12 protein-coding genes are annotated in these 16043 nt (G+C 62.1%); 7 read left to right on the top strand and 5 right to left on the bottom strand.

Going from position 1 to position 16043, the window contains the following annotated elements:
- Positions 1 to 116 precede the first annotated feature (116 nt).
- Positions 117 to 2768 carry a pyruvate dehydrogenase (acetyl-transferring), homodimeric type gene (gene aceE, locus BM400_RS12920; protein ID WP_089839538.1) on the bottom strand — a complete coding sequence of 884 codons (2652 nt, stop codon included), beginning with the start codon at positions 2766 to 2768 and terminating at the stop codon, positions 117 to 119.
- Positions 2769 to 2908: 140 nt separating this feature from the next.
- Between aceE and BM400_RS12925 the strand changes: the two genes are divergently transcribed.
- Positions 2909 to 4555, top strand: coding sequence for a tetratricopeptide repeat protein (locus tag BM400_RS12925; RefSeq protein ID WP_089839539.1), 1647 nt, complete (start codon positions 2909 to 2911; stop codon positions 4553 to 4555).
- Between the two features lie 145 nt (positions 4556 to 4700).
- Positions 4701 to 5951, top strand: a complete 1251-nt coding sequence (locus BM400_RS12930; protein ID WP_089839540.1) for a M24 family metallopeptidase — start codon at positions 4701 to 4703, stop codon at positions 5949 to 5951.
- 19 nt (positions 5952 to 5970) lie between these two features.
- Here BM400_RS12930 and BM400_RS12935 read toward each other — a convergent pair whose 3' ends face one another.
- Both BM400_RS12935 and argJ read right to left on the bottom strand, forming a co-directional pair.
- Complete coding sequence (locus BM400_RS12935) at positions 5971 to 6477, bottom strand: SRPBCC family protein (protein ID WP_089839541.1); 507 nt, start codon at positions 6475 to 6477, stop codon at positions 5971 to 5973.
- 11 nt (positions 6478 to 6488) lie between these two features.
- The gene (gene argJ / locus BM400_RS12940; RefSeq protein WP_089839542.1) at positions 6489 to 7724 is read right to left on the bottom strand and encodes a bifunctional glutamate N-acetyltransferase/amino-acid acetyltransferase ArgJ; all 1236 of its coding nucleotides are present in this window, start codon (positions 7722 to 7724) and stop codon (positions 6489 to 6491) included.
- Between the two features lie 62 nt (positions 7725 to 7786).
- Between argJ and BM400_RS12945 the strand changes: the two genes are divergently transcribed.
- Both BM400_RS12945 and BM400_RS12950 read left to right on the top strand, forming a co-directional pair.
- Positions 7787 to 8479 carry an L-ribulose-5-phosphate 4-epimerase gene (locus BM400_RS12945; protein ID WP_089839543.1) on the top strand — a complete coding sequence of 231 codons (693 nt, stop codon included), beginning with the start codon at positions 7787 to 7789 and terminating at the stop codon, positions 8477 to 8479.
- A 35-nt stretch (positions 8480 to 8514) separates the two neighbouring features.
- Complete coding sequence (locus BM400_RS12950) at positions 8515 to 9717, top strand: glycosyltransferase family protein (protein ID WP_089839544.1); 1203 nt, start codon at positions 8515 to 8517, stop codon at positions 9715 to 9717.
- Between the two features lie 28 nt (positions 9718 to 9745).
- Here the strand turns inward: BM400_RS12950 and BM400_RS12955 are convergent, their stop codons facing one another.
- Together BM400_RS12955 and xylB are read right to left on the bottom strand one after the other, a co-directional pair.
- Positions 9746 to 10816, bottom strand: a complete 1071-nt coding sequence (locus BM400_RS12955; protein ID WP_089839545.1) for a Gfo/Idh/MocA family protein — start codon at positions 10814 to 10816, stop codon at positions 9746 to 9748.
- Positions 10816 to 12279, bottom strand: coding sequence for a xylulokinase (gene xylB / locus BM400_RS12960; RefSeq protein WP_089839546.1), 1464 nt, complete (start codon positions 12277 to 12279; stop codon positions 10816 to 10818). The genes BM400_RS12955 and xylB overlap by 1 nt, the downstream gene beginning before the upstream one ends.
- 254 nt (positions 12280 to 12533) lie before the next feature.
- Between xylB and BM400_RS12965 the strand changes: the two genes are divergently transcribed.
- The 3 genes from BM400_RS12965 (at position 12534) to BM400_RS12975 (ending at position 15952) form a co-directional block, all read left to right on the top strand.
- Positions 12534 to 13988 carry a TolC family protein gene (locus BM400_RS12965; protein ID WP_089839547.1) on the top strand — a complete coding sequence of 485 codons (1455 nt, stop codon included), beginning with the start codon at positions 12534 to 12536 and terminating at the stop codon, positions 13986 to 13988.
- A 2-nt stretch (positions 13989 to 13990) separates the two neighbouring features.
- A complete protein-coding gene (locus BM400_RS12970) occupies positions 13991 to 15235 on the top strand; it encodes an HlyD family secretion protein (RefSeq protein WP_089839548.1) in 1245 nt (414 codons plus the stop codon).
- Positions 15236 to 15358: 123 nt separating this feature from the next.
- Positions 15359 to 15952, top strand: a complete 594-nt coding sequence (locus BM400_RS12975; protein ID WP_089839549.1) for a Dps family protein — start codon at positions 15359 to 15361, stop codon at positions 15950 to 15952.
- Positions 15953 to 16043 lie beyond the last annotated feature (91 nt).

The raw sequence follows: 16043 nt of genomic DNA on the forward strand, positions 1-16043 counted from the left end.
ATGTTCCCCCGGCCTGACATCCGCCATACTCACCCCACCCCGCACTACCCTGCGAAAGTCAAAACAGGGAAGCGGACGAACATCCGCTCCCCTGAGAATTGCCTGCTAAGCCCTGCCTAAGTCCTGGCCGGATCGTTTGCATCCACATTCAGCCCGAGGTCCGTGAGCGCCTTCTGGGCTTTCTTCGCGTCGAACTTCCCGTCGCGAGCGAGTTTCGAGAGCGTGGCACCCACGATCGACGCTGCATTCACCTCGAAGTGCGCTCGCAGGTACTCGCGGTTGTCGCTGCGTCCGAAACCATCCGTGCCCAGTGTCACCAGGCGGCCCGGAAGCCAGGGAGACAGCGCATCCGGGATGACCTTCATATAGTCGCTGGCTGCAATGATCGGCCCTTCAGCACCTTCGAGGACTGTCTCCAGATAGTTCTTCTTCGCCTTCTCCGCCGGATGCAGACGATTCCAGCGCTCGGTCGCCAGCGCGTCGCGACGTACCTGGGTGTAGCTGGGAACGCTCCACACATCGGCGACGATCTTGTACTTCTCGGCCAGCATCGCCTGCGCCTTCAGCACCTCGTTCAGGATCGGTCCGGAGCCAAACAACTGCACCGTGGCCTTGCCCTCGCCGGCCTGGAACTTGTAAAGACCCTTGAGAATGCCCTCGGCAACACCCTCCGGCATCGCCGGCATGGGGTAATCTTCGTTGTACATGGTCACGTAGTAGAAGACATCCTCCATCTTCTCGTACATGCGCTTGATGCCGTCCTGCACCACGACTGCAAGCTCAAACGCGTAGGCAGGATCGTACGACACGCAGGTCGGAATCGTCGCCGAAAGCACATGGCTGTGGCCGTCCTGATGTTGCAGCCCTTCGCCGAGCATCGTCGTACGGCCAGCCGTGCCACCCATCATGAATCCCTTGCCCCGCGAGTCCGCGAACGCCCAGGCCATATCGCCAATGCGCTGGAAGCCGAACATCGAGTAGTACATGTAGAAGGGAATCATCGGCACGCCGTAGTTCGAATACGCCGTTCCCGCAGCGGTAAACGAGGCCATCGACCCGGCTTCCGTGATGCCTTCCTCCAAAATCTGCCCAGTCTTCTTTTCGCTGTACGAGAGCAACATCGCCGCGTCGTGCGGCACATACTTCTGCCCCTCCGGCGCGTAGATCGAGACTGCTTTCATCACCGATTCAAAACCGAAGGTGCGGCCCTCGTCCGGAATGATGGGAACCACGAGCTTGCCCACGACCGGATTCTTCAGCAGGCCGTTCATCAAATTCACAAAGCTCATCGTCGTCGAAACGGCCCGACCCTTCGATCCGCTCAGCCAGTCCTTGTAAAAGTCCAGCTCGGGTGCCTTGAACTCGATCTTCGGCACGGTGCGAGAGGGCAGGTAGCCGCCCATCTCCTTGCGGCGAGCATGCATGTACTGCATCTCGGGGGTATCGTCCGCCGGCCGGAAGGGGCTGGCATCCTTCACCGTCTGCTCGGGAACGGGAATGTTGAAGAACTTCTGGAACGCATCGAGACCGTCGTCCGTCAGTTTCTTCGAAGAGTGCGTCGGGTTTCTCGCCTGGTCGGCCGCGATACCGTAGCCTTTCACTGTCTTGGCCAGCACCACGGTCGGGCCGCCCTTATGCTCTGTCGCCTGCTTGTAGGCGTTGTAGACCTTCAATGGATCATGTCCGCCGCGCGTCAGAAGCTGCAACTCCGCATCCGTCTTATCCTTCACCAGCTCGATGAGCTCCGGATACTTGCCGAAGAACTCCTTGCGCAGATACGCGCCGTCCTTCGCCTTGAACGCCTGGTACTCGCCATCCACGCACTCTTCCATGCGCTTCAGCAGCAGGCCGGACTTGTCCCTGGCGAACAGCTCATCCCAGTCCGACCCCCAGATCACCTTGATCACGTTCCAGCCTGCTCCGCGGAACATCCCTTCCAGTTCATCGATGATGCGGCTATTGCCGCGAACTGGTCCGTCCAGCCTCTGCAGGTTACAGTTCACGACGAAGATCAGGTTGTCGAGCTTCTCCCGTGTACCCAGCGAGATTGCACCCAGCGTGTCGACCTCATCCGTCTCGCCGTCGCCCAGGAACGCCCAGACCTTGCGGTCGGTCTTCTCGATCAGGCCGCGGTTCTCCAGGTACTTCATGAACCGAGCCTGATAAAGCGCATTCAGGGGCCCGATGCCCATCGAAACAGTGGGGAAGTTCCAGAAATCCTTCATCAGCCACGGGTGCGGATAGCTCGAAAGGCCAGGGGTATCGCGCAGTTCGTGGCGGAAGTTTTTCAGATGCTGTTCGGTGAGGCGCCCTTCGAGGAACGCACGCGCATAAAGACCCGGCGAGGCGTGCCCCTGGAAGTAGATGAAGTCGCCCGGCTGGTCGCCGTAGGAGGCATGGAAGAAGTGGTTGAACCCCACCTCCAGCAGCGTGGCCTGCGACTGGTACGTCGAGATATGGCCGCCGATACCCGCGTCCTTCTTGTTCTGCAGGTGAACCATCGACATCGCGTTCCAGCGAATCAGGCTCTCAACCTTCTTTTCCATGGCGAGATCACCCGGATAGGCAACCTGGTCTTCCACCGGAATTGTGTTCTTGTACGGCGTCGAAACGCCTGCGGGTGTGGCTACGCCCTTTTCAAGCGCCCTTTTCTTCAGAGCCTCCAGAAGCTCCGTCCCAAGCTCCCGGCCTTCGGCGACTACATCGTCAAACGCTTCCATCCACTCCGCAACCTGTGCGGCAAAATCCTGCTTCGCGGCGCTATCCATATCTGTGTGAGGCTCCAATTCTGTTCGAGAACACATCGCGCCAACCCTGCCCCGGTCAACGTCACCGCTTATAACGATATAAGGCTTACGCGAAAACGTCATCTTGCCCGCTAAACGCACAAGCTTGTTATAGTTCCGCCATGCCCTTTCGGTGTCGTCTATGCGCGGCCGCCATCGCGGTCTTCCTCGTGCTGCGTGGCCCTGCACTCGCGCAGATCGACGATACGCGGCACCTGCAGGAGTGGGAGCAGTGCACCGATTCGGATGTCCGCGCAGCCATCGAAGCCTGCACCTCCATCCTCGATGCCCGTATCGATCCGCCCGCGCAACTCGCCGTCGCCTTCAACAGCCGGGGCGTAGCGCACTTTACCCGAGGAGAGTCCGATCTCGCGCTCGCCGACCTCTTCCAGGCAATCCGCCTCCGTCCCGGATATGCCGTCGCCCTGAACAACCGGGGCACTGTCTACGCAAACCGCCACGCCTATGATCTTGCGATCGCCGACTTCACCGAGGCACTCCGCGTCGACACCACGCACGCCCCCGGCTTCGATCCCGCCAGCACCCTGGCCAGCCGTGGCGCGGTGTACGCCCTCCAGGGTGACTCCGAGCACGCCATCGAGGACTTCACGCAGGTCATCCAGCGCAGGCCCACCGATGCGGAAGCTTTCTTCAACCGAGCCAACGCCCGCGTCAGCTCCGGAGACCTAGCCCGTGCGCTCGAAGACTACGAGAGGGCGCTCGCCCTGCACCCGGGGCTCCCTGGCGTCGCCGAAGCACGAAAGAGGACCGCGCAACGTGCCGGGCTCCTGGCCCCGCCTGAAGGCCCTCAGCCTTCTCTCCCCGTCTGTGTCGCTCTGCCCCGCAGCTCACCGCAGGCCCAGCCGTCGTACGTTGACGATGCCGTCGATCATCTCCGCAAGAGCATCCCGGAGCTGCGCAGCCTCTGGCCTGAACCCGCCGATAGCACTCAAACTGCCTCGATCATCGCGCAAACCTCGGCGGCCATCGCGGCGATGCTCCCCAGGATTCCTAATCTCATTGCACGCGAGGAGGTCCGGCGCAACGTACGGACAGAGACCGCAGCGAAGGCCGTGCAGGTCCCTTCAGGGGGAGGCCGGGGAGGACGCCTTGGTCGGGCCGATATGAATGAGGGGGGCAATGAGCCCTCGTCGCACGAAGTGACCACCGTCTACACCTACCGCATCGTCCGGCGGCATGAACCCTTGGACGCTCAGGACATGGACGCCCAGGACGTAGAAGAGCTTCGTACCGACGCGAAGAACCGCCCGCTCGCTGCCACCGACGATGCGCAGAACGTCGGATTCGGCGCACTGTGGCTCCTCTTCGCCCCGGCCAATCTCGAAGAAGCGCACTTCCGCTCTCTCGGCCGGCAGAAGATCGCCGGTCACGAGACCTTCGTGCTCTCCTTCGTTCAGCGGACTGACAAGGCGCGGCTCGGTACCGTGGTTGGACCGGTCAACGCGCGTTGCAACACCTTCATCCAGGGTGTCGTCTGGATCGATCAGGCCAGCTTCCATCTCATCCGCATGCAAACCGACCTTTTGGCACCGATCCCCGGTCTCCAGATCGAGAAGATACGCTCCATCCTCAAGTACTCCGAGGTCAGGATCCCTGAGCGGGCTCTCTCGCTTTGGCTTCCCACCGATGTCAGCATCAGTTGGAAGCAGGGCGTGCAGGACGACAGCGAGACCCACCACTATTCGAAGTACCGCCTCTTCGCCGGCACCGCCCGGATTGTACCGGTCACCGACCCTACGCCACCCTAGCCCAAGAGTCTTGGCCTCCCGCATAAGCGAACGCCATCTCGCCCGCTCAAGGGCAACCCGCAGGCATGTGTGGCGACGCAGAACGAAACTCTAGCACTCCCGGATCTCGGCACATCGTGCGGCGTGTACTACACTAACCGCATCCATGCCCACACGACGCTCTTTCCTGCTCTCGTCCGCTGCCGCTACTGCGGCTCTGCCTCTTGCTGCCCAGTCCGCCCCGGTGCTTCCCGCTCCCATCGCCGCGCTCAGCAACCGCAGCCATGAAGCTGTGCCCATCACGCTCGCTGAGCGGCAAAGGCGCGTAGACCGGGCCCGTGAGCTGATGAAGCAGCAGAAGATAGCAGCGATCGCGATCACCGGCGGAACCTCGCTCGTCTACTTCACCGGCATCCGCTCCGGGGTGTCGGAGCGCATGTTCGCATGGATCCTCCCCGCCTCGGGCGCACCATACATCGTCTGCCCGGCGTTTGAAGAGGCGCGAATGACCGAGCAGCTCTCGCAGATGCCGGATGGCGCGCACACCCGCATCTACACCTGGAACGAAGATGAAGACCCGTATGCGCTTCTCGTCGCCCACATTCCCGGCCCGGGCCCGCTCGCTCTCGATGAGCGTGTGCCCTTCGTCTATGCGGACCGCCTGGCCAAGGCAGCGCCATCCCGCACGATTGTGTCTGGCATTCCGGTCACTGCCGGCTGCCGCGCCATCAAATCGTCCGCCGAACTGGCGATCATGCAGCTTGCCAACAACATCACGCTCTCCTGCTATAAAGCAGCCTACGAATCGGGCCATCCGGGGATGACGACGGCCGAGTTCACGGCGCTCGTGTCGAAGGGGTTTGCTCAGTGTGGCGTCTCCGGTGCGATCTCCTGCCAGACCGGCGAGTGGTCTGCGCTTCCGCATGGGTCGATCAAGCCGCAGGTCATTCGCGAGAACCAGATCGTACTCATCGACGATGGCTGCGTGCTCGAAGGGTACGTCTCGGATATCTCGCGCACCTTCGTCTACGGCAAGGCCAGCGATCGTCAGAAGAAGATTTTCGATGTCGTTCATGCGGCGCAGGCCGCGGCTCTGTCGGCAGCAAAGGTGGGTGCACCCTGCCATGTGGTCGATGACGCCGCACGGAAGATCGTGACGGATGCCGGATTCGGCCCGGACTACAAGACGTTTTCCCATCGGCTGGGCCATGGAATCGGCATGGACGGCCATGAGTGGCCGTATCTGGTCCGCGGAAACAACCAGCCGCTTGAAGTGGGGATGTGCTTCTCCGACGAGCCCGGGATCTATCTACCGGGCGAGTTCGGGGTCAGGCTGGAAGACGATTGGCACATGGCCGCGCAGGGCGGAGTGATGTTTACGCCGACCAGCAGCAGCCTGGAGCATCCCTTCGACTAGCGCGGTTGCCCTGACCGCTCTACCGCCTCCGGATCGCTTCGGCCTGGAGGTCGTCCAGGAACTGCTTGACGTTCGTGTGTTCGCCAAGAATGTAGTGGCCGAGAAACCGGTTGAAGGGACTCTTGATCAAACTGTCTTCAACCATGGTTACCTCGGTGGCGTTCTCACCCGCGGGGCGGGACGTGTACGTCCACGTTCCGTCGAAGGACGGGTTGCCCAGGCTCCGCACAACAAGGCGGCTCTTTGGAGCCTCTTCCACCTGGCAGAGCGTGATGGCGGTTTTACTATGGAACTCGACCCAGCAGCGACCATCGACAGTGTCCTGTACAGGGACGACTTTATCCAGGGTTGCCCGCCACTGAGATTGCGTCGAGGTGTCATCGACCAACTGCCATACCCTGTCCTGCGAGGCTTGAACGATCCCCTGAGCGACGGCGTGGTGCTCCCGGGGGAGCCGTCGTCCCATGACGTAGACGGTTCCGAATGCGATGATGAGAAGCACTGCCAAGCCACGCCAGAAGGCCATCGTTCCCTCCCTTAGGTGGAGTAGTCCGCGTTGATCTTGACATACTCTTCGGTGAGGTCGCAGGTCAGAAAGCGGCAACTCGCCTCTCCCTCGCCGAGATCGATCTCGATGGTGTACTCCCGGGCCGTCATTGCCTCGTGAGCCGCTGCCTCGTCGAATGCCGGAGAGCGCATACCGCCTTCAAACACAGGCAGCCCCCCAATCCGAATGCTGACGTTCGCCGGATCGAAGGAGACGCCGCTGTAACCGGTTGCGGCCATCAGGCGTCCCCAGTTCGGGTCGGCGCTGGACCAGGCGGTCTTGCAGAGAGGAGAGTGCGCGATCGAGCGCGCCACGGTCTTCGCATCCGCTTCGGTGGCGGCGCCTGAGATCGCGAGGGTGACCACATGGCCGACGCCTTCGCCATCGTCGACGATCTGGTGCGCCAGTGAGCCGCAGACCAGCTTCAGGGCGCTCTCGAAGGCCTCGGCGGTTCGGTCGTCGAGCCTGACGCCGCTCACGCCGCTGGCGAGCAGGAGAACCGTATCGTTGGTCGACGTGTCGCCGTCGATCGAGATGGAGTTGAAGCTGTCCTCGACGGCACGCGGCATCACCTCGCGAAGCTGCGCGGCATCCGCTGCAATGTCGGTGAAGAGATAGACGAGCATCGTGGCGTGCGGGGGAACCGGGGGCCCAAGCTGCGGATGAATCATGCCCGCACCCTTGCAGACGCCAAAGATGCGCACTTCCACGCCGTCGACATCAATGGTGGCGCGCGCCACCTTCTTCTTGGTATCGGTGGTGAGGATGGCCGTGGCGAATGCCTCCGCCTGCTCCGCTCCGTCGCCGAGGACGGCTGCGATCGCCGGCATGGCCGCTACCACCTTGCCTGCCGGAAAAGGAACACCGATGATGCCGGTCGATGACGGAAAGACCTCATCGAAGATGCAACCGAAGGTCTCGGCGGCGGCAACGCACGTCTCGACGCAACCCTGGATGCCTGCCTCGCCCGTAGCGCAGTTGGCATTGCCCGCGTTGACCACCACGGCCGAAACCCGCCCTCCGGTTGCGGCGAGGTGCCTGCGCCCTACGGTAACCGGTGCCGCAACCACGCGATTCTTCGTATACATGGCCGCCGCGGAGGCTCCGCGCGGTGCCACCGCTACTGCTACATCGGGATTTCCGCTTGCCTTAATCCCAGCCTTGACTGCGCCCCAGAGAAATCCCTGTGGCAAACCGCTCTGCCCATCCTGCCCGCTATACGCCATCTTCACACTTTATCGCAGAGGCCAAGTATCCTGTTTGAGAAAGCCTTTTCTGGAGAGAAGACATGCTGCTTGAGAAGCTCCGCGCCGAAGTCCTTGAAGCCAACCTGGAACTGGTCCGCCGCGGCCTGGTTCTGTATACGTTCGGGAATGCCTCCGGCGTGGACAGGGAACAGGGGTTGGTAGTCATCAAGCCCTCCGGCGTCGATTACGACGACCTGCGTCCGGAGCACATGGTGGTCACCGATCTCAACGGGAAGATCGTCGAGGGCAACCTCAACCCTTCGAGCGATCTCGACACGCATACGCTGCTGTATCGCGAGTTTCCTGCCATCGGCGCCGTGGTTCACACGCACTCGGAGTACGCCACAAGTTGGGCCCAGGCAGGCCTCGATATTCCGGCGCTGGGCACCACGCACGCGGACTACTTCTACGGTCCAATTCCATGCACCGAGCCGCTGACCGACGAAGCCATTGGCGGCCGCTACGTTCACGAGACCGGCGTGGCGATTGTGAAGCGCTTCGCCGGGATCGACCCGATGGCGGTTCCTGCCTGCCTGGTGGCGGGGCATGCTCCGTTTGTCTGGGGCAAGACGCCGGATGACGCGGCGCACAACGCCGTCGTGTTGGAGGCGGTGGCACGCATGGCGATTCGCACCGTGCAGCTCAACTCGCTCGCCGGTGTCTCGCAGTCGCTGCTTGATCGGCACTACTTCCGCAAGCATGGCGCGAATGCGACGTATGGGCAGAAGAGCTAGTTGACGATCAATCCTGACTGTGCGACGGTGGCCGTATGCGATCTTTCAAGCCCTTAGCCGCTCTCCTGGTGGCCACTACGGTGTTGTGCGTCGGCGTGGCTGCGCGTGTGCCGGTCAGCGCCATGCCCGGCTACCAGTTGGATATCGAGGAGTGGATCAGGACCGGGAGGATCGCCGATACCTTCACCCCGCTTGCCTACCCCTTGTTTGCCGGCTCTGCATATCGCCTCGGGCACAATCACGGTATCCTCGCGGCACAAATTCTGCTCCATCTGGCTATGGTCCTGATGGCCTACCTGATCCTGCGTGAACTGCGTGTCTCTCCCCTCCGCAGCGCATTGGGATCGCTGCCCATTGCCCTGTCGCCGGACCTTCTCCTGGCCGTCACGAAGGTGTGGGACTTTGCGTTGAGCACCTTTGTGATGCTTTTGCTTGTCCTCTGCTTCCTGAAGATCGCGAACCGCAGGGGATTTGCGGGGTGGGGTCTAACCATCGCATCGGGAGCTGCCTTCGGCTTTGCCATGGCCAGCCGGGCCAATCTCATTATCCTTCTGCCAGTTGCTGTCGTACTCTTTTTTGTCATTGGCCGATCGGCTGCAAAGTCGATCGTGGCGACCGGTGCAGCAGTATTCCTAGTCGTCGCATTTTCCGGATTTGCGATGGTCGGGATTGCGAGTCATGGCTCGGTCTTTATCCCGCGCAATGGGCCCTACAACCTTTATGCCGGACACAATCCCTACACGATCGAAGAGATGATCCAGTATGAAAATGGCGAGCCATCGATTCGTCCGGCGATCACACCAACTTATTCCGGACTGAGCTCGGACGACATGTACGCGCACAGCCTTGAGCCGTTCTACATGCAGCAGGCAGAGCACTTCATCGTCCACAACCCGGGGACGGAGATCAAGCTGCTTGGAGTCAAGCTCTTTACCCTGCTGCGGCCGGACACCAAGGTACAGCCGCTTCATTCGGGCGGCGGTATGGCGAAGGCTGTCCTTGCACTTCCCGTGCCGATCTTTCTGGCCATGCTTCTGCTTACGGGGCGCCGGGCGCTGTTGCCTGTCGACTGGCTTTTGATCCTGGTCGAGACTCTGTATGTGGTGCCGTTCCTGATCACGAACTCGGATCCGCGGTTTCGCTCGCCGCTCGATGCGGTGCTTTTGCTGCACAGCGTCAGTCTTCTGGATCGCTATCTGAAGCGGCGAGCCCCGGCCAGTGTGTCGGCCGAGGCGTAGTCGAGCGTTCTAGAAGTAGTCGAGCGTTCTAGAAGTCGACGGGAACCGTGCGACCTTCGGACGAACTGATTCGGGCCAGTTCGAGGAGGCGGATCACCCGGAAGCCGTCCTCGGAGCTGACCGCGAGCGGAGCGACCCCTTGGATCGCGTCCCGAACGCTGGCGTAGAAGCCACGGTAATCGCCGAGCTCCGTCTTGACGGTGCGCTTGAGGAGATTGCCTGGATCGGCTGGATTGGGGGCGATCGTCAGCGTGCCCCACGCCGACTCCTCTTCCTGTAGCCACACGCCTGGGGTGCCGATGCGTGGAACCTTCGCTCCCCCGATCAGTGCCGGCTCCTGGGGGTCGACGCCCATCTTCCGGAAGCTGCCCCTGGTCCCATGCGCCAGATAGCGCGGAGCCGGATCGGCGGCGACCATGCTGGACCGGCAATGCATCAGCAGCTTGTCGAAGTGCAGCGTAATGTCGAAGGCATCTTCAATCGCGGTGGTGTCACGGTCGGAACGCACGCTGGCGGTCACTGCCTTCGGCTTGCCGAACAGTGCCAGCCCCTGGTCGACGAGATGGGGGCCGAGGTCGAAGAGCAGGCCATTCATCGGCGCCGAGTCTTCCTTCCAGGTACCCTCGCGCGGCAGGGGACGGAAGCGGTCGAAGTGCGACTCGAGGGTGACGAGGCGGCCGATCTCACCGGAGTCGAGAACCTTCTTGAGCGTCAGAAAGTCTCCGTCCCAGCGGCGGTTGTGGAACGGAGCGACGAGGACGCCTTTGGCCGCGGCCAAATCGATCAGCTCGCGCGCCTCTTCGCTGGTCCCGGCAAACGGCTTGTCGATCACGACGTGCTTCCCGGCGGTGAGCGCCTGTTTCGCCAGCGCGAAGTGAGTCGCGTTGGGTGTTCCGACGACGATCAGCTTCGCATCCGAGGCGAGCGCCTCATCGAATGACCGCAGGATCTTCGCATCCGGGTAGGCTGCAGCGGCCTCATCACCCTTACGCTGGACGATTCCGGCAAGACGCAGACCGGGAACAGCACTGACAAACGGGCAGTGAAAGACCTTGCCCGCCAAACCAAATCCAACCACGACGACATCGATATCAGCCATTACGCTCTCCCAATCTCTCTGAGCGCCGGATACACCCGGCGGTACATGGTGTAACCCTTTGCCATCGCGTCCTTGTCCTTCGGCTCGATGACCTCGGCGGCTCGCACAGTGGCTTCGCAGGCTGCAGCAACGCTGGGCCACGCTCCAACCCCGGTTCCGGCCAGCAGAGCGGCACCGAAGGCACCACCCTCCTCGGCTTCGAGGCGCTCGACGGGCTGGCCGTAGACGTCGGCCTGGATCTGCCGCCACAGTGGTCCACGGGCTCCGCCGCCGCCCAGGCGGATCGATTGCACGGGGATGCCAAGCTCTTCAAACAAAGTGAACGTGTCCTTCAGGCTGTACGCGACCCCCTCCATGACCGAACGGATGAAGTGGGCGCGGGTATGCGAAGCCGTAATCCCAACAAACGCAGCGCGGGCCTCAGCATCGAGATGAGGTGTCCGCTCGCCGAACAGATACGGTGCCCAGAGCAGACCCGCGCTCCCGGCAGGAGCGTCGGCGGCCAGGATCGCCAGCTCGTCATAGCTGTTGATGGGTGCGAAGGTGTCGCGGAAGTAGCGCAGCGAGAGGCCCGCGCCGTTCGTGACGCCCATGACGTGCCAGGTATCCGGCGCGGCGTGGCAGAAGGTGTGCAGGCGTCCAAGACGGTCCATCGTCGGCTTGTCGGTAGCGGCGAAGACCACACCGCTCGTGCCGATGGTCGCTGAAACGGACCCCGACGCAAGGATGCCCATTCCAACGGCCCCGGCACCCTGATCGCCGGCTCCCGCCGCGACGGGCAGACCAACGGGAAGTCCGGTCGCCGCAGCCCCTGTCTCCGAGATGTAGGCACAGATCTCCGATCCCTCATAGAGATTCGGCAGCCACGACAGGGGAATCCCCGCGATGCCGGCGACCTCCTCCGACCAGCGGCGGTTGGCGACGTCCAGCAGCAGGGTACCGCTCGCCTCCTGCATGTCCATGGCGAACTCACCCGTGAGACGATAGCGGACGTAGTCCTTGGGGCAGAGGACTTGGGCAATCTTCGCAAAGATATCGGGCTGGTGCGTCTTGACCCAGAGCAGTTTGGTCAGGGTAAAGTTGGGGAGCGCAGGGTTGCAGGTGAGTTCGATCAGCCGCTCGCGCCCGATGGTTTCGGTCAACCAGTCGCACTCCGGCTGGGTGCGCTGGTCCGCCCAGATGAGCGCCGGACGCAACACGTTGCCGGACGCATCGAGCATGACGCATCCATGCATCTGCCCGGTAAGGCCGATGGCCTCGATCGTCACGCCCGCTGCCTTGACGGCTCCGGCGATGGCGGTTGAAGCGGCCTGCCACCAGTTTTCGGGGTCCTGCTCGGCCCAGCCGATGTGTTCGGAGTGGATCGGCGCATGTTCAGCCGCCTCCGACGCCACCACGCGTCCCGCGCGATCGATCACGATCGCTCTTGTTCCGCCTGTTCCTACGTCCACGCCAACAAACATCCATCCTCCAGATATCACGAACTAGATCGATTCATGCGGTCTGCTGCTCACGAGTGTATCCGCTGAGGGCGGGGACGCGCCTCAGCAACGTTTTTTTGCACTTTTTTTGAACAACTCGACCCGGTTTAAGCATCTGGATGATGAAACGGTATAGGAAGACCCAATTGACTCCATCAACTGCACGCCGTAAAGCCCCAGAGGGTTCCGAATTCGCAAGGCCGATAGCCCGCAGAGGTACAGGTACCATAGAGACAATGAATCAAAGCAAATCTGTCACTCCTGGTCGATTGCCCATCGCCATCGCCGCGTTTGCCTTGTCGATGGCTCCAGCCGCCGTCGCGCAGTCCGCAGTTCAGGCTGCCGAGGCGCAGGTTCAGTCCGTAGCCGGATCCCCCGGCGCGACGCAGGACTCCTACAAGGGATCCATCGTCGCCGGCAAGTCGACCGGCGCAAACATCGACATCACTCTGGACGACGCCATCCAGCGCGGCCTGAAGCAGAACCTGGGCATCATCCTCCAGTCGTCTGCCATCAAGAACGCCAATGGACAGCGTCTTGAACAGTTGCAGGCTCTCTTGCCCACGGTATCCGGCGCCGCGGCCATCGAGGTGCAGCAGATTTCACTGGCGGCCTTCGGTCTGAAGTTTCCTGGGCTTGCCCCCATCATCGGACCCTTTCAGACGGAAGATTTCCGCGCTTATCTCACGCAGAACCTTGTGAATGTTCAGGCGCTGCGCGACTATATGCAGTCCAAGCACAACTTTGCGGCCTCCAAGCTGACCGCGGAGGACGCTCGGGACATGGTCGTGCTCACGGTCGGCAACGCGTATCTCCTCTGCATCGCGGATCAGGCTCGCATCGACGCGGTGAAGGCCGAGATGGCGACGTCCAAGGTCTCGCTCGATCAGGCCACGGCCGCGCACGACGCCGGTACGAGCCCCAAGCTCGACGTACTGCGCGCCCAGGTGGACTACCAGAACGAACAGCAGTCGCTGATCTCGACCACCAACCAACTGGCGAAGGACAAGCTGGCGCTCGCCCGTACGATCGGTCTTCCGCTCGATCAGCCGTTTAGCCTCACCGATACGGCACCCTACCAGGCCCTCGACAACCTCGATCCCGATGCAGCCTTCGCCCAGGCCGTAAAGACCCGCAAGGATCTGGCCGCGGCCGAAGAGCAGTTGAAGGCCGCGAAGGACGGAAAAGCGTCTGCCCGGGCCACACAGTATCCGGTCGCATCGTTCTCCGGCGACTTCGGCGACCTTGGCACGACGGTGGGTCATTCGCACTCGACCTACTCGGCCACCGGCAAGGTGGAGGCTCCGATCCTGCAGATCGCCAAAACGCGTGGTGCGGAGGAGGTGGCCGCAGCCAAGTACGACGACGCGCAGGCCAAGCTTTCGGATCAGGTGCAGCAGGTAAACGCCGATATCCGCAACTCAATCCTCGACGTCCAGTCCGCAGCCAAGCTGGTCGAAGCGGCTCATTCGAATGTGGAACTCGCAGCCGAGGCTCTCTCGGAGGCACAGCAGCGCTTCCATGCGGGCGTGGCGGATTCGTTGCCCGTCTCGCAGGCCCAGTCCCAGACCGAACAGGCGAACGACCAGTACATCAGCGCCCTGTATCAACACAACGTCGCCAAGCTCTCGCTCGCCCGCGCTCTCGGCGTAGCCCAGACCAGCTATAAGAACTATCTCGGAGGAAAGTAACCGTGGCTACACAAGAAGAAGTCAAGAACAACCAGAGCGGCGACCAGACCGCACCCGCGTCCGAGCCAGAGAAGTCGAACCCGGCGAAGAAGGCCATCATCTTCGGCGTCATTCTTCTCCTGATCCTCGGAGCCGGCTTCTACTACTGGCGCTCGACCTTTACCGAAGATACCGACGATGCGCAGGTCGACGGCGACCTTTATCAGGTGAGCTCGCGCGTGACCGGCCAGGTCACCAAGGTGTACGTCGAAGACAACCAGACCGTGCAGGCCGGGCAGTTGCTGGCCGAGGTCGATCCCACCGACTATGAAGTCGCGCTGAACCAGGCGAAGGCGAACCTCGCCAGCGCGCAGGCTGCCGCGATCCAGGCTCAGGTCAATGTGCCGATCACCGCGACGACCACCAGCACGCAGGTCAGCACGTCGTCCTCGGATGTCCGTTCCGTGGAAGCACAGATTGCGCAGTCCCAGAACCAGGCCGCCGCGGCGCAGCAGCGCATCGAGCAGGCCAAGGCGAACGCCGCCAAGGCTGCCCTCGACGTCGACCGTTACACCCCTCTCGTGCAGAAGGACGTGATCTCCAAGCAGCAGTACGACGCTGCTCTGGCCACGGCCGCCGCGACCAGAGCAGCGGTCCTCGAAGCGCAGGCTGCCCTGATCGCGCAGCAGGACCAGACCCGTCAAGCCCAGCAGAAGCTTGCGCAGTCCCGTTCGCAGGCCAACGAGTCCGCGAAGAACGGCCCGCAGCAGGTGAAGGCGCAGCAGGCCAGGGCACAGGCCGCGCTCGCCGATGTGAAGCAGGCTGAGGCGAAGGTCCAGCAGGCCGAGCTGAACCTGAGCTACACCAAGATCACCGCTCCGACGGCCGGCATCGTGAACAAGAAGAACGTGCAGGTTGGCGCGAACCTTGCCATCGGGCAGGATCTCCTCACCATCATCCCGGTCACCGATCTCTGGGTCACGGCGAACTTCAAGGAGACGCAGCTCGACAAGATCCGTCCGGGGCAGAAGGTCGATATCAAGGTCGATGCTCTCGGCGGACGTCACTTCACCGGTACGGTCGCACAGGTTGGCGGTGCCACGGGCTCTCGCCTGTCGCTCTTCCCGCCTGAGAATGCGACGGGCAACTACGTCAAGGTGGTGCAGCGCATCCCGGTTCGCATCAACTTCACCAATCTGGACAAGGAAAACAAGGACTTTGCTCTGCGTCCCGGTTTCTCGGTCACACCGGACGTCGAAGTCAAGTAACCTTGCTCGTTAGAGAAGCCCCGGATCGGAACATGCGATCCGGGGCTCTTTTGTTCGCGTAGCGCCCCACTCTGCGCGAAGCTTCCTTCCGTGAATCCGCATCCAACTCCCCAGAGGTGAATCATGGCAGCAAAGCAGAAAAAGCAGACGTCGCAGGAAAACCCCACCCCGAACTGGCACGCCAAGGCCAAGGAAGCACAGGCGTACGGCTCCGTCATCGAGGACATGCCGCACTATCTCGATGCCAAGGTGCGGGCCAAAATGGTCGGGCATTTGAACCAGTTGCTGGCCGACTCCATCGTCCTGCGCGATCTCTATAAGAAAAGCCACTGGCAGGTTTCGGGGCCGACTTTCTATCAGCTTCACCTGCTGTTCGATAAGCACTTTGGCGAACAGCTCGAGGTGGTGGACACGATCGCCGAGCGAATCCAGTTGCTGGGCGGTGTGACGATTGCCATGGGCGGCGACGTCTCGAAGCTGACGAAGATTCCCGCTCCTCCCGTCGGACGCGAGGAGGTTCCGGTGATGATCTCGCGCCTGCTGCAGGCGCATAAGATCGTGATGCAGGAGTGCGCCAAGATCTCGGAAGCTGCCGACGACGCCGGCGATCAGGGCACCAACGACTTGGTCGTCTCCGATGTATTGCGCCCAAACGAGTTGCAGAGCTGGTTTATCGGCCAGCACCTGGTCGACGCGCCACTCGTCCACACGAAGTAACGTTCCCGTCACCCCAAGGAACGGTCCGGGCTTCGGTCCGGGCCGTTCCTTTTTGGAAAAACCGAACCAAAACCCACCGTCCGGGCATCTA

Origin of the sequence: Granulicella pectinivorans (assembly GCF_900114625.1) — a bacterium.
Classification (GTDB): Bacteria; Acidobacteriota; Terriglobia; order Terriglobales; family Acidobacteriaceae; genus Edaphobacter; species Edaphobacter pectinivorans.

Bases quoted from the DNA above. Each gene is read 5' to 3' on its own strand.
- BM400_RS12950 (WP_089839544.1), top strand. From the start codon at position 8,515: ATGCGATCTTTCAAGCCCTTAGCCGCTCTCCTGGTGGCCACTACGGTG.
- BM400_RS12955 (WP_089839545.1), bottom strand. From the start codon at position 10,816: ATGGCTGATATCGATGTCGTCGTGGTTGGATTTGGTTTGGCGGGCAAG.
- xylB (WP_089839546.1), bottom strand. From the start codon at position 12,279: ATGTTTGTTGGCGTGGACGTAGGAACAGGCGGAACAAGAGCGATCGTG.
- argJ (WP_089839542.1), bottom strand. From the start codon at position 7,724: ATGGCGTATAGCGGGCAGGATGGGCAGAGCGGTTTGCCACAGGGATTT.
- BM400_RS12965 (WP_089839547.1), top strand. From the start codon at position 12,534: ATGAATCAAAGCAAATCTGTCACTCCTGGTCGATTGCCCATCGCCATC.
- BM400_RS12925 (WP_089839539.1), top strand. From the start codon at position 2,909: ATGCCCTTTCGGTGTCGTCTATGCGCGGCCGCCATCGCGGTCTTCCTC.
- BM400_RS12975 (WP_089839549.1), top strand. From the start codon at position 15,359: ATGGCAGCAAAGCAGAAAAAGCAGACGTCGCAGGAAAACCCCACCCCG.
- BM400_RS12935 (WP_089839541.1), bottom strand. From the start codon at position 6,477: ATGGCCTTCTGGCGTGGCTTGGCAGTGCTTCTCATCATCGCATTCGGA.
- BM400_RS12945 (WP_089839543.1), top strand. From the start codon at position 7,787: ATGCTGCTTGAGAAGCTCCGCGCCGAAGTCCTTGAAGCCAACCTGGAA.
- BM400_RS12930 (WP_089839540.1), top strand. From the start codon at position 4,701: ATGCCCACACGACGCTCTTTCCTGCTCTCGTCCGCTGCCGCTACTGCG.
- aceE (WP_089839538.1), bottom strand. From the start codon at position 2,768: ATGGATAGCGCCGCGAAGCAGGATTTTGCCGCACAGGTTGCGGAGTGG.